This is a genomic window from Nitratidesulfovibrio sp. SRB-5 (assembly GCF_019931275.1).
In the GTDB taxonomy this organism is placed as follows: Bacteria; Desulfobacterota; Desulfovibrionia; order Desulfovibrionales; family Desulfovibrionaceae; genus Cupidesulfovibrio.
This window is the reverse complement of record NZ_JAIOTY010000002.1, coordinates 409,231-422,542: the sequence shown is the minus strand read 5'-3', so window position 1 is coordinate 422,542 and position 13,312 is coordinate 409,231. Positions and strand designations below refer to the sequence as shown.

The window sequence follows — 13,312 nt, the reverse complement described above, 5'->3', positions numbered from 1 at the left end:
GGGCGCTGCCTCTCTGCCCTCCCCATCCCCCGCGCCATACCCGCCGGAGACGCAGCCATGCCCGAACACGCCCCGTCCGCCCTGCTCGGCGCCGCCATCACGCCCGACCCGACAACTGGCCCTCTGCTGGTCGCCCACCTTGGCGGACCCAAGACCGGCAGCAGCGCCATCCAGGCCTTCTGCGACCACAACCGCACCGCCCTGTTCCGCCAGTACGGCATCCTCTACCCCACCCTGAACCCTGACCGCGTGCCCGACGCGGCGTTCCCCGACATCCCCGGCGACCCGAATTTCGTGCTGCCGCACCACGGGGCCATCATCATGGGCATGGAGCCCGACGCGCAGGACGACTATCTGGACCGGGCGGTGGCCGTCTGCCGCGCCACCAATACCCCCATCCTGCTGCTGAGCCTGGAGGCGCCCAGCCTGCCGGACTACGCCGACATGGTGCGCCGCCATACGGAGCGCACCGGCCTGCGCGCCGTGGCCATGTGCTACGTGCGGCGGCAGGACACCTGGATCGAGGATGCCTGGAAGCAGTGGGGGCTGAAGTACGACCAGTACCCCACGCCGGACGACTTCGCCCGCGCCCTCATGGACAGGGAACTGGACGACGTGTTCTTTCGCGCCGCCGTCTCCGTGCTGGAGCACGCCTGGCTGGACGAGGTGTGGGGCTTCACGGACCCCGCCGACATGGTGGTGCGCCCCTACGAACGTTCCGTCCTGCAATGCGGCGACGTGGTGGCCGACCTGCTGGGCCTGCTGGGGGTGGGCTCCATCGCCCATCTGCCCCTTCCTCCCGCCACCAACTTCAACACCAACCACGGTTTCACGCCGGAGGCCATCAAGCTGCTGCGCACGGTGCGCCCCATGTTCGACGGGATATACGACAACGGCCCTTACGCGATGCTGTACGACGCGCTGCCCGGCGCCGCCGCTGCCCCCTTCGCCCACGTGGGGCTGCTGTCGCCCGGCATGCGCGCAGCGGTGCTGGCCCACTACGCCCCGCACAACGAACGGCTGGCCCGGCGCATGCCCGCGCCCCACGGCCACGGGGACGGCATGCTGTTCCGTGAAGCACCCGACCCGGACGCGCCATGGTGGCCCGACCGCGAACTGACCATGCAGGAGGTGGCCACCATGCTCATGCAGTGCGTCCAGCGCCAACATGTGCGCATCGGTGCATTGGAGGAACGGCTGGAACAGCTGGAGCGGCGGGAAAGGAAGGAGTAACGGCGGCTGGCCGTGCGGGACGGGGACGGAAAGGTGCCGCAGGCAATGCGGAGGCCGCCCCCGGTCATCCGCGAACAAGGCAGGCGCACGGCTGGCGCCACAGGTTAAACCGGACGGACGGCAGGCCTGCCGCCCCTCCGGCCGGCTACATGGACAGCCCGTGCCGCATGGCGAAGCGCAACAGTTCCGCCTGGTTGGTGATGTTCAGCTTGCGCATGGCGCGAGTCTTGTAGGTACTCACGGTCTTGCCGCTCAGGTTCATGACCCGGGCGATCTCGGCCACCGTGGCGCCCTGCGCCAGCCGGGCGATGACCTCGTATTCCCGCGCCGAAAGCAGTGCGGCCAGCCCGCCCAATCCGCCCAACTCATTGGGCAACCCGCCCCCGTACGACGGCATGCCGCCATCCGGTCCCCCGTGCCCGGCGGACCCGCGCAGCCGTCCCGTGGCCGCATTGGCCAGTGCCGCCGCCACCGTGGGGCTGATGTACACGTCGCCTTCCAGGATGCGGGTCACCGCCTCGCGCAGTTCCTCCGGCGCGGAGCTCTTGGTGATGTAGCCGTCTGCCCCGTTGCGGAAGGCGTGCACCACATACTCGTCCTCGCGGTGCACGCTCAGGATCAGCACCGGGCGTTCCGGGTCCTCTTCCTTCAGCCGGGCCAGGGTGGCCAGCCCGCTGTCGTCGGGCAGCGAGATGTCCAGCAGAATCAGGTCGTGCCGCTGGCGCGCGGCAAGGCGCAGGGCCTCCGCCGCCGTGGTGGCCTCGTCGAAGGTCAGGTCCGGCGCGATGTCGGGCACGAAGTCGTGCACGATCTCGATGATGCCCTTGCGGACCACGGCATGGTCGTCCACGATCAGGAACCGCATGTCCCGCCCCCTTGCGCGTCCGGCTGCTCCAGCGGCACGCATACCCGCACGGTGGTGCCGCCCGCGGCGCTGTCGATATGGAATTCCCCGCCGAAGGCGGCCACCCGTTCCCGCATGTTGACGATGCCCAGATACCCCGTGCCGCCGGGGCGCTGCCCGTGCACGTCGAAACCGTGCCCGTCGTCGGCCACCACAAGGCGCAGGCAGCCGCCCTCGCGCCGCAGCGTCACGTGGATGCGTCGCGCCCCGGCGTGGCGGGCCACGTTGGTCAGGGCTTCCTGCAACACCCGGTATACCGCCACGGCGCGGTCGGGGTCCATGGGCCCCAGCGGGTCGCGCCCGTCCGGCACCTGCCGTTCCCGGCCCGCGCCTGCATCGCCGCCCTGTCCGGGACCATCACCCTGCTTGGGGTCGTCACCCTGCCTGAGGCCATCCCCCTGCCTGGGGCCATCACCCTGTTCCGGGCCGTCGAAGTGCACGGCAATGCCGGTGTTGGCCGAAAAATCCTGCACCAGCCACTGCGAGGCGGCCAAAAGGCCGATGTCGTCCAGATGGCCGGGCCGCAATTCGCGCGAGATGCGCCGCACCGCCTCTATGGTGTCCTCGGTCAGGCGGGTCATGGACAGAAGGCGCTCGCGCGACGGGCCGTCTCCCTCCGGCACCACCCGCCCCAGCCGGTGCAGCCCGAACTTCAGGGCGGTGAGGTTCTGGCCCAGTTCGTCGTGCACCTCGCGCGAGATGCGCCGCCGGATGTCTTCCGCCGCCTGCTGCTGGTAGGCCAGCAGGGTGCGGATCTGGTCGCGCGAGACGGCCAGGTCCGCGTTGGCGGCGCGCAGCTGTTCGGTCTGGCGGCGCACCTGCCCGCGCAGGGCCTTGTTCACCCCGGCCAGCGCCAGCAGCAGCACGGCGGCGGCGCCCAGTGCATAGGGCAGCCAGGCGGGCAGCACCGGCGCGTCGACGCGTATCCAGCGGTTCAGGCTGCGATGGTACGCCGAATCCTTGTCGGCCTTGTAGGCCGCCAGACGACGGTCAAGGGCGTCCATGACGTCGTCGGCCCGGCCCCGCATGGCGGCATAGCGCATCTCGAACGGGCTGAACACGATGGACGCGGGCTCTGCGGTGCCGCGCCGCTCGTGATGGGTGCCGATGAACCGGGGGATGACGGCGGCGTCCACCTCGCCCCGGTTCAGGGCGTCCAGCAGGGCCGAGTAATCGGGATAGTCGCGCTGCCGGTACTGCACGCCGAAGCGGCGGGCAAAGGCCTCGAACCCGGCGGGAAAGATGCTCATGGACACCCCGCCCACCAGCTTGTCCTGCAGGTCGAACAGCATGTCCACGCGGGTGCTGCGCCGCACCCATATCTGCCCCCAGTCGATGACCAGATAGTCGCGGTTGTAGCGGTAGGCGGTGCGCGTCTCGGAAAAGGCGATGGGGGCCAGCACGTCGATGCGGCCATCTTCCAGCATGGGCATCAGCCGGTCCCAGTCGTCGTACACGTAGCGCACGGTCCAGCCTTCGTCACGGGCCACGGCGTCCATGACGTCCACCACGATGCCCTGCACCCGGCCATCGGCGCCGCGCATGGACAGCGGCTCCATGTCGTAGATGCCCACCACCACCTCGCGGGCATGGGCCGGGGCGACGGGGCACAGGACGGACAGCAGCACCAGCAGGGCAGGAAGCAGCCGGAGCAGCAGCGGCAGCGAAGCGCGGGGAATGCGCGAAACGCAAGGCGAAAACGCCGACAGCGCCGCCCGCGCGCAACGGGAGCGGCGCGACTGGCGTGCGCGTTCGCGGAAGTGGTCCGGGTGCGGATCAGGCACCGGACGGGCGGGGGATGGCGGCCGGAGCAACAGCCTTGGCGGCGCGCAGGGCGTGGATATCCGCATGCAGGTCCCTTGCCGCGCCTTCGGCCAGCAGGCCCAGCGCGACATAGTGGGGGGTGCGGGCGGCGCGCTGCATGGCTTCACGCACCATCGGCACCCACATCAGGAGACGATCGTCCAGAAAAGTGCGGGCCGCGTCAAGCGGGTTCGGCAGGAACGTTGGGAGTTCCGGGGACGTTGCGAGCTCCGGGGACGAGGGGGATTCGGACGAGGGGGACTCCGGCCCCGACGCGGCAAGCCCGGCGAGATGGCCCAGAAAACCGAATTCGCGCCCCAGATGGTCGTCCGGCTCGTTGCCCGGGCGGTCGGCCCCCAGGCCAAAGCGGGCGTAGGCGGCGCGCACGGCAAAGGTGGATTCGCCGAACAGCAGCCGGTCCTTGTCGCGCCACACCGATTCCCACGGCGGCACGGCAATTTCGGGCCCGACGAACAACTGGGCGTGGTCGCGCTCCAGATCCTGCGCCAATGCGTTCCAGCGGGCATCGTCCCCGCCGGGGTACACGGCCTCCACGGCAGGTCCGGCAAGGCCGCGCAGCATTTCCAGCGCCTGGCGGGTGGTCGCGCCAACAGACGCCACGGGCCATTCCGCAAACAGTCCCTCGCGCAGGGCGCGCACCAGCCCGCCGTCCACCGGACCATTCAGGAACACCTGCCCCAGAAAGCGCAACGCCACGGCGTGGGCCATGAACGGCATGGGGCCGGAACGCATGTTCGGGGCAACTGGCCTGCCGTCGGAGACGGAAGAAGCGGCAATATCATTCCTGCACTGGGCCATGACGCCTCCTTGCACGGTGCGGGGCATGGCCGGCCGGGGAGCACGAACGCCCCCCGTCCGACCGGTTCCACAGGATTTCGGGCCTACAGGCCCATTCGGGCATACAGGCCGAAGAACAGCACCCGACCGGCCAGTTCACCGGCCAGGGCAAGCGCCAGGGCAAGGCCCGCCAGACGCAGCGCGGCGGGCATGTCCGCCACGCGGGCACGCAGCGCCGCGGCCAGCAGCACGCCCGCGCCCAGCGCCAGCAGGATCAGGTGCGCCGTGGCCAAGCCCATGCCGCCCGGCACCACGCGGCCGGGCATGGCGGCCAGCAGCGCAAGGGCGTGCACTGCCAGCGCGGCAAGGGTCACCAGCGCGGCAAGGGCCGGGGCCGTCACGCCATGGCGCGGTGCTTCGCCCTCCGTGGCGTCCGCCTGCGGCCACAGGGCCGCAACGGCCACCACCCCGGCGCCCAGCAGCAGCGCCGCCGCCACGAAGGCCAGCGGGGTAAGCGGGCCGTTCCATGCGGGCACGGTGCGCAGCATGTACACGTTGGTCATGGACAGCAGGCAGGCGGCTGCGGCCAGCGCCCCGGCCACGCGCAGCACCGGGGATGCGCCCTTGCCGCGCCCTTCGGCCACGGCCAGCAGCACGGCGCACAACGCCAGCAGCCCGGTGAACAGGATTTCGCGGCTCAGCCACGACGAACCGAGGTGCAGCAGCGTCTTGGGCGCATTGAGCGGCGAGCCCAGATGCAGCAGCGAGATGAGCAGCGAGGCCACCATCACCGGGGCGGCAACCAGGGCCACCCCGCGCGAGATGCGCCGGGCGCGGGGGCACGGCGAGGGAGCGGCAGCATTGCCCGACCCGGAAGCCCCGGCCTGGCAGGCCAGCGACACCACGGGCGCCAGCAGCATGGCCCCGGCGGCCATCTGCACCAGCACGGTAAACAGAACCAGCGACCATTCGTGAAACATGGAGCTAGACCTCCTCTGGGTTGGCCTTGAGGCCTGCGGTGGAGCCCACGGGTCGCGCGTTGCGGTGCGGCATCACGAACAGGGCGGGGCGGGTGGCCGAGACGGCAGGCAGCGGGGCCACGGCCATGGGCTGGCCCAGCTTGCCGCGCAGCCCCTCAAGGTCGCCCCATTGCAACGCCCGCGAGGGGCACGCGGCCACGCACGCCGGCGGGCGGCCCGCCTCGATCTCGTCACGGCAGAAGTCGCACTTGGTCATGCGGCCCAGACGTTCCGAATACTGCGGCGCGCCGTAGGGGCAGCCCCACGAGCAGTACTTGCAGCCCACGCATTTCTTCGGGTCCACGCTGACGATGCCGTTCTTGTCCTGGTGCATGGCCGTGGTGGGGCAGGACTGGACGCAGATGGGGTCTTCGCAGTGGTTGCAGGACACCGACAGGTAGTAGCTGAACACGTTCTGGCGGTATCCTTCCGCCGTGCGCGTCCATTCGCCGCCGGTGCATTCCGTCACCCGCCGCCAGCGCACGCCAGGGTCCAGGTCGTTCTTGTCCTTGCAGGCGATCATGCACGCCTTGCAGCCGGTACACAGCCGCGAGTCGAAGAGAAACGCCGGTCTAGCTGGCATTGGCATGGCTGCCTCCCGAATGTCTGGCCATCTCCACCAGGGTGGTGTGTTGCGGATTGCCCTTGGCCAGCGGCGAAGGCCGCAGCGAGGTAAGGATGTTGGCGCTGCCGCCGAAGTCCGTGCCGCCCGCGCCCGGCGTGTACCAGGCCCCCTGCGGGATGGAGATGATGCCGGGCATGATGCGCGGCGTCACCTTCACGGGCAGCACCGTGGCGCCCCGGTCGTTGAACACCCGCACCATGTCGCCATGGGCCAGGCCCCGGTCGGCGGCGTCCAGCGGGTTCACCCACACGGTCTGGGGGGCCGCTTCCTTCAGCCACGGCACGTTGCCGTAGGTGGAGTGGGTGCGCTGCTTGTAGTGGTGGGTGACCAGTTGCAGCGGATACTTCCTGCGCAGCGGGTCGCCCTGGCCTTCCGCGGCCTCGTCGTATTCCGGCAGCGCGGTGATGCGCTCACCGGCGGGCAGTTCCCACTTGTGGCCGATGTCCCACAGCCGCTTCGAGAATATCTCGATGCGGCCCGACGGCGTGGCCAGCGGGTTGGCCACCGGATCATCGCGGAAGGCCTTGTACGCCACGAAGGGCTTGCCGGGATTCCTGACCTTGTACACGCCCAGCTTCCACGCATCTTCCAGGGTGGCGGGCAGGTCGGGCAGCTTCTGGCGGGCATCGTTCAGGATCTTCTGGAGCCATTCGTCGCGGGTGCGGCCCTCGGTGTACTGTTCGCGCACGCCAAGGCGTTCGGCGATGTCGGCGCACATGTCGTACACGCTGCGCGACTCGAACAGCGGTTCGATGGCCTTCTGGGCAAAGACCACGTAGCCCATCTCCGCCGTGCTGCCCTGGTGGGCGAAGTCGTTTTCCTCCAGGTTGGTCACGGCGGGCAACAGCACGTCGGCAAAGCGCGCGCTGGGGGTCATGAAGTTTTCCACCACCACGATCATCTCGCACCTGGTGTCGTCCGACAGTATCTGCGCGGTGCGGTTGATGTCCGAGTGCTGGTTGATCAGCGCGTTGCCCGCGTAGTTCCAGATGAACTTGACGGGCACGTTCAGCCTGGGCACGCCGCGCACGCCGTCACGCTCGGCGGTCATTTCCGGGCCGCGCACGATGGCGTCGGTCCACAGGAAGAACGAAATGCTGGCGGCCACCGGGTTCTTCAGCGTGGGAAAGCCGGGGAAGGGAATGGAATAGCCGCCCTCTCGCGCGCCGGTGTTGCCGCCGGGAATGCCCACGTTGCCGGTCAGCGCGGCCAGCACGGCAATGGCGCGGCAGTTGGTCTCGCCGTTGTGGTGGCGCTGCGGCCCCCAGCCCTGGCTGATGCAGCAGGGCTTGGCGGTGCCTATCTCGGATGGTATCGACCGGCACCCCGCAGATGGCCGAGGCCCAGCCCGGCGTCTTGGCCACGCCGTCCGGCCCCTTGCCCGTGATGTACGCCTCGTACGAGCTGCCCGCGGGCACGCCCTCGGGCAGGTGCGCCTCGTCGTGGCCCACGCAGTAGGTATCCATGAAGGAACGGTCGGCCATGCCTTCGGTAAACAGCACGTAGGCAATGCCCGCCGCCAGGGCGGCGTCGGTGGCCGGGCGGATGGGAATCCACTCGTCGGCCACGGCCACGGCGGTATCGGTGTAGCGCGGGTCGATGACGATGACCCGCACGTTGCTTTCACGCTTGGCGCGCTGGATGTCGTAGACCACCCCGCCGCCGCTCATGCGCGTTTCCGCCGGGTTGTTGCCGAACAGCACCACCAGCTTGCTGTTGACGATGTCCGACAGCGCGTTGCCAAGCCCGCCGCCGTACAGGTAGGGCATGCTGGTGGCGATCTGGGCGGTGCTGTACGTGTTGTAGTGGTTCAGGTAGCCGCCGTAACAGTTCATCAGCCGGGTGATGGGCGTCTGGTCCGTGGGCCACGACTTGGACATGACCGAACCCAGGTTGCCGGTGCCGTAGTTGAGGTAGAACGCCTCGTTGCCGTAGCGTTCCCTGATGTCCTTCATCTTGGCGGCAATGACGTCCAGCGCCTCGTCCCACGTGGCGCGGCGGAAGGCGGCCTCGCCGCGCTTGCCGGTGCGCAGCATGGGGTACTTCAGCCGTTCCGGCGCGTACACCCGCTGGCGCATGGCCCGGCCACGCAGGCAGGCGCGAATCTGGTGGGTGCCGTAGTCGTCGGCGCCCAGGTTGTCGGTGTCCATGCGCACGATGGCGCCATCACGCACCATGGCGCGCAGCACGCAACGGCTGCCGCAGTTGACATTGCACGAACTCCAGACAAAATCCTGCGGCTCTCCGCCGCCGGCGGCCTCGGCCACGGCGGGGCACAGCCCGGCAAGGCCGCCGGGTAGCATGGCCGCGCCGCCCAGCAGCGCGCACCACTTGAGAAAGGTGCGGCGGTCCAGCCCCCGGGCCGCGCAATCCTGCGGGCCGGTCCCGGCGGGCACTGCGCCAGCGCCCCCCGCCGAGCCGCCACGGGCCATGCCGGACGTTGCCGGCTGGTGTGTGGTCTTCATGAACGTTCCTCTCCTGTTGCGATGGGACGCGTGGCGTGACGCGCGCAAGGCACCCTGACGATGGCCGCCGCTGGCGGCCTTCAGGCGCGGTGCGCACCGCGCCCTTGTCCGCCGCCTATCCCCACCGCACGGTGCGCCGCAAGAACGTAGGAAAACGGAGACGGATGTAGGGCGTATCCTACACGCTTTGCATCCAACCCGTGACCATGGCAGGGTTGCCACGGCAGGATGGCGGGAGAGCCACAAGGGAAGCGCCGGGAAGAGCGACGGGCAGCATCGGAGCCGCATGCGTGCGCCATGGTGCCAATGTCACGCCAAGTCGCGCTTCCGTGACTGCCGCCCCAAAACCTGCTAGTGTCCTGCCGCAGGGCGGGTTTTTTCACTGCAATACACTGGTATTTTGGGCTAATACGCCCACACGACCGCGCGCGGACACGCACTCGCAACAGCGGGAATGGCATGCGCGCGAACGCCGTTCGACGCAGGCTTTCCCGGTCGGCTCCCGCCGCCGCGCCGTTCACGCAACCCTTGCCTTCACGAGAACCACCACATGCTCATCGGTCCACACACCCACGACGAATTCATGGAAGTGGCGCGCAATTTCCACGGCTATCCGGCACCCGGCCTGATCATCGGGGGCTACATGGTCGAACTGGCCCGCCGGGGCCTGCCGGAAGGCATCCTGTTCGACGCCATTTCCGAGACCGAACAGTGTCTGCCCGACGCGGTGCAGCTGCTGACCCCCTGCACGGTGGGCAACGGCTGGCTGCGCATCATGAACTTCGGCATCTACGCGGTGTCGCTGTTCGACAAGCGCACCGGCGAAGGCGTGCGCGTGCACCTGGACGTGGACAAGATGGGCCCGTGGGAGGAAATCCGCACCTGGTTCCTGAAGCTGAAGCCCAAGAAGGACCAGGACACGCCGCTGTTGCAGGCGCAGATCAAGGAGGCGGGGCCGGACATCCTGACCGCCCGGCCCATCACCGTGCGGCCCGACCGGCTGGGCCACAAGGGCAAGGGGCTGGTGGGCCGCTGCCCGCTGTGCGGCGAATACTATCCGGTGTCCTCGGGCGGCATCTGCCGTTCGTGCCAGGGTGAATCGCCCTACCATGCCGGGCCCGGCTTCGCCTTCGAGGGCCAGCCAGCCCTGCACGCCGTGCCCGTGGCCGAGGCCGTGGGCAAGCGCGCCCTGCACGACATGACCCGCATCGTGCCCGGCGAGCACAAGGACGCGGAGTTCACCGCCGGGCAGGAACTGACCGCCGGGGACATCTGCCGCCTGCAGATGATGGGGCGCAACTCCATCTACGTGCAGGACGCCGCCGAATCCGATGACGCCTGGGTGCACGAGGACGAGGCCGCCAAGACCTTCGCCGCCATGCTGGCGGGCGAGGGCGTGGCCATGCTTGCGGACCCGCGCGAGGGCAAGGCCAACCTTACCGCCACCCGCGACGGCCTGCTGATGGTGGACACCGACCGGCTGGAACGCTTCAACCTGGTGCCCGACGTGATGTGCGCCACCCGCCAGGGCTACAGCATGGTGCTGGAAGGCGCCAAGGTGGCGGGCACGCGGGCCATTCCGCTGTACCTTTCGCGCGAGAATTTCATCAAGGCCACGGCCATGTTGCAGGACGGCCCGCTGCTTCAGGTGCTGCCCATGCGTGCCGCCAGGATCGGCATCCTGGTCACCGGCACCGAGGTGTTCCAGGGCCTGATCCAGGACAAGTTTGCGCCCATCATCACCCAGAAGGCCCAGCGCCTGAACTGCGAGGTGGTGAAGACCGTGTTCGCCCCCGACGACGCGGCCCTGATCACCCAGGGCGTGCGCGACCTGATCGCCGCCGGGGCGGACCTGGTGGTGACCACCGCCGGGCTGTCCGTGGACCCGGACGACGTGACCCGCAAGGGCCTGATGGACGCGGGGCTTACCGACATGCTGTACGGCCTGCCCATGCTGCCCGGCACCATGAGCCTTGTGGGGCGCATTGCCAGCGAACAGGCGCCCCACCCCGTACAGGTGGTGGGCGTGCCCGCCTGTGCGCTGTTCTTCAAGACCACCGCGCTGGACATCCTGCTGCCGCGCCTGCTGGCCGGGGTGGAAATCACCCGGCGCGACCTGGCCAAGCTGGGCGACGGCGGCCTGTGCATGGAATGCAAGAGCTGCACGTATCCCAAGTGCCCGTTCGGGAAGTAAACCCTGCAAGACACCCGTTCCGCCAACGACACCGGGGCAGCCAACGCTGCCCCGGTTTTTTCGTGGCCCGCACCTGCCGGACCTGTGGGACTGCCGTACCTGTGGAACTTGATGAGCCGGGAATCTGGCGTGTCTGGCCCGCGCTCCCCTGCGCCGCCGCTCCTTCCCGTCCCCTCCCACTTGACGCACCCGGCAAGCCCCCCGATACTCGCCCCATGAGCCGCACCCCACGCCACGCCGCCGTCCGCTTCTGGCGCGACCCGGACCTGCCCGAGGTGGAGGTGCGCCGGTCGAGCTACAACGAGGAAACCTTCCGCCGTCACACCCATGCCGCGTATTCCATCGGCATCATGGACGGCGGGGCCGCCTCGTTCATGCTGGAGGGCGCATCGCACTGGGCCGTGGCCGGACAGCTGGTGCTCATAGAGCCGGACCGGGTGCACGCCTGCAACCCCGACCGCGACACCTTCTTCGCCTACCGCATGTTCTACGTGGACCCGGCATGGCTGGCGGAGCTGGCCGGACAGGCGGAACTGGCCGAACTGGCGTCCGCGCCCGAGCCGCCGGAGCACCTCGCCCCGGCCAATGCCCGGGGCGCATCAGGCGAACGGGCGGGATCAGGTGCGCCGGGCGAACCCGGTGCTTCCGGCACCCCCGACGATTGCGCCAGCCCGGCCCCGCTGCCCCGCTTCCGCGCTCCGGTGGTGGACTGCGCGCAGACCATGGCCGCGTGGTCGGCCCTGTACGATGCGGTGTCGCGCGGCGACTCGGTGCTGGAAAAGCAGTCGCTGCTGGTGCAGGCGGCGGAACTGCTGCTGGCCCGCCACTGCCTGCCCGCATCCGGTGCAGGCCCCGCCACGAACCCGTCGTTTCCCGCCGACGCGCCCCCGCAGCCCCGGCCCGCCGCAGCCGCACCCCGGCCCGAAACCGCCGTCCCTCCCGAAACCACGGCCATAATCGACGCGGTGCGTCGCCACCTGCGCGACCACGTGGCCGATCCGGTACGCCTGGACGACCTGGCCCGTCTGGCCGGGCGCAGCCGCTGCCACCTGCTGCGCATGTTCCAGCAGGCCACGGGCCTGCCCCCGCACGCCTACCAGACCCAACTGCGGGTGGAGGCGGCAAAGGGCCTGCTGGCGGCAGGGCACTCCATCAGCCATGTGGCGGCGGAAACCGGCTTCTCCGACCAGAGCCACTTCTCGCGCGTGTTCCGCGACCTGACCGGGGCCACACCCCGCCAGTACCAGCAGGGCGGGGCCGACGCGCAACACGCCGGAGCAACCACCGCCGACGCCTGACGCCGCAGCCCCTGTACTGTCCTGTTGTTCCCTGTCCTGCTGCTCCCTGCCCTGTCCTGTCCGGTCCTGTCCGGTCCTGTCCGGCCCCATTCGGTCCCATTCGGTCCTGCCGCGCCCCCTTCCCGCCCCTCCGGGTTCCACCGCCGCAAAATCCTTCCATACGCCAGTTTCCCCCGATGCTAGGCCATGGTCCGGCGTGACCGCACGCCGTCAACCTTCATCCGGCAACGCGGGATGCCCGCCGACAGATGCCTTGGGGCAACCAGACCCCTTCGTCCATGTCTGCCGGACGGTGCATGCCGCACCCCATGGGAGATCGCGCATGAACCTTGATGCCACCAAATTCGCCATCGTGCTCGACGGCAACCTGCCGGGCGGGGTGGCCGCCAACGCCGCCGCCGTGCTGTCCCTGTCCGTGGGCCGGGCCTTTCCGGAAATCGTGGGCCCCGCCGTCACCGACGGCGACGGCGACGAACACCCCGGCATCACCCAACTGCCCATTCCCGTGCTGCAGGCCGCGCCCGAAGCCCTGCCCGACCTGCGCCGCAGGGCCGCCGAACGCGGACTGTACTGCGTGGCCTTTACCCACACGGCGCGCACGGCGCGCAGCTATGACGCCTACACGCAACGCATGGCCGCCACCGGCCACGACGACCTCAGCTTCGTGGGCATAGCCCTCGTGGGCGAGCGCAGCGCCGTGGACGGCCTGTGCGGCGCGCTGCCCATGCTGCGCTGAAAGCCCCGTCCCTGCCGCCTCCCGTGTTACCGGTGCGCGCGGAAGGTTCCCGCCATCGCACCATCCCATCTTGCACCCCCAGACCCCCTCTTGCACCGCAAAGGGCCGGACATGTCCGGCCCTTTGCCGTTTCCGCGCCCGCCCCAGTCGTCCCAAGGCCCGTAACGCCCCGGGCCGTCCTGCCTTGATTGTCCTGCGGGTGGCCCTTCGCCCGCCATCCTCACCGACCTGCCCTTC

The 13,312-nt window shown here is 69.7% G+C and carries 10 protein-coding genes and 1 pseudogene; 4 read left to right on the top strand and 7 right to left on the bottom strand.

Features of this window, described 5'->3' with window-relative positions:
- Positions 1-57: 57 nt before the first annotated feature.
- Positions 58-1,233, top strand: a complete 1,176-nt coding sequence (locus tag K6142_RS09305; RefSeq protein WP_190244583.1) for a hypothetical protein — start codon at positions 58-60, stop codon at positions 1,231-1,233.
- Between the two features lie 145 nt (positions 1,234-1,378).
- Here K6142_RS09305 and K6142_RS09300 read toward each other — a convergent pair whose 3' ends face one another.
- From K6142_RS09300 to K6142_RS16550, 7 genes and pseudogenes are all read right to left on the bottom strand, one after another.
- The gene (locus tag K6142_RS09300; protein ID WP_190244582.1) at positions 1,379-2,098 is read right to left on the bottom strand and encodes a response regulator transcription factor; all 720 of its coding nucleotides are present in this window, start codon (positions 2,096-2,098) and stop codon (positions 1,379-1,381) included.
- On the bottom strand, positions 2,086-3,921 hold the full coding sequence (locus tag K6142_RS09295; protein WP_223290316.1) for an ATP-binding protein: 1,836 nt from the start codon (positions 3,919-3,921) through the stop codon (positions 2,086-2,088). The genes K6142_RS09300 and K6142_RS09295 overlap by 13 nt, the downstream gene beginning before the upstream one ends.
- Complete coding sequence (locus K6142_RS09290) at positions 3,914-4,759, bottom strand: molecular chaperone (protein WP_190244581.1); 846 nt, start codon at positions 4,757-4,759, stop codon at positions 3,914-3,916. The genes K6142_RS09295 and K6142_RS09290 overlap by 8 nt, the downstream gene beginning before the upstream one ends.
- Positions 4,760-4,842: 83 nt before the next feature.
- A complete protein-coding gene (locus tag K6142_RS09285) occupies positions 4,843-5,718 on the bottom strand; it encodes a dimethyl sulfoxide reductase anchor subunit family protein (protein WP_223380817.1) in 876 nt (291 codons plus the stop codon).
- Positions 5,719-5,722: 4 nt separating this feature from the next.
- The gene (locus tag K6142_RS09280; protein WP_190246068.1) at positions 5,723-6,340 is read right to left on the bottom strand and encodes a DMSO/selenate family reductase complex B subunit; all 618 of its coding nucleotides are present in this window, start codon (positions 6,338-6,340) and stop codon (positions 5,723-5,725) included.
- Complete coding sequence (locus K6142_RS16645) at positions 6,330-8,009, bottom strand: molybdopterin dinucleotide binding domain-containing protein (RefSeq protein WP_411722704.1); 1,680 nt, start codon at positions 8,007-8,009, stop codon at positions 6,330-6,332. Before K6142_RS16645 ends, K6142_RS09280 begins: the two co-directional genes overlap by 11 nt.
- Positions 7,951-8,559 (bottom strand): annotated as a pseudogene (locus K6142_RS16550) (molybdopterin-dependent oxidoreductase); the annotation flags it as partial. The gene K6142_RS16645 and the pseudogene K6142_RS16550, both read right to left, overlap by 59 nt.
- Positions 8,560-9,397: 838 nt before the next feature.
- On the opposite strand from K6142_RS16550, the gene K6142_RS09265 reads away from it, so the two are divergent.
- The 3 genes from K6142_RS09265 (at position 9,398) to K6142_RS09255 (ending at position 13,075) form a co-directional block, all read left to right on the top strand.
- Complete coding sequence (locus tag K6142_RS09265) at positions 9,398-11,041, top strand: FmdE family protein (protein ID WP_190245528.1); 1,644 nt, start codon at positions 9,398-9,400, stop codon at positions 11,039-11,041.
- Positions 11,042-11,256: 215 nt separating this feature from the next.
- Positions 11,257-12,339 carry an AraC family transcriptional regulator gene (locus K6142_RS09260; protein WP_190245529.1) on the top strand — a complete coding sequence of 361 codons (1,083 nt, stop codon included), beginning with the start codon at positions 11,257-11,259 and terminating at the stop codon, positions 12,337-12,339.
- A 322-nt stretch (positions 12,340-12,661) separates the two neighbouring features.
- The gene (locus K6142_RS09255; RefSeq protein WP_190245530.1) at positions 12,662-13,075 is read left to right on the top strand and encodes a DUF2000 domain-containing protein; all 414 of its coding nucleotides are present in this window, start codon (positions 12,662-12,664) and stop codon (positions 13,073-13,075) included.
- Positions 13,076-13,312: the final 237 nt, after the last annotated feature.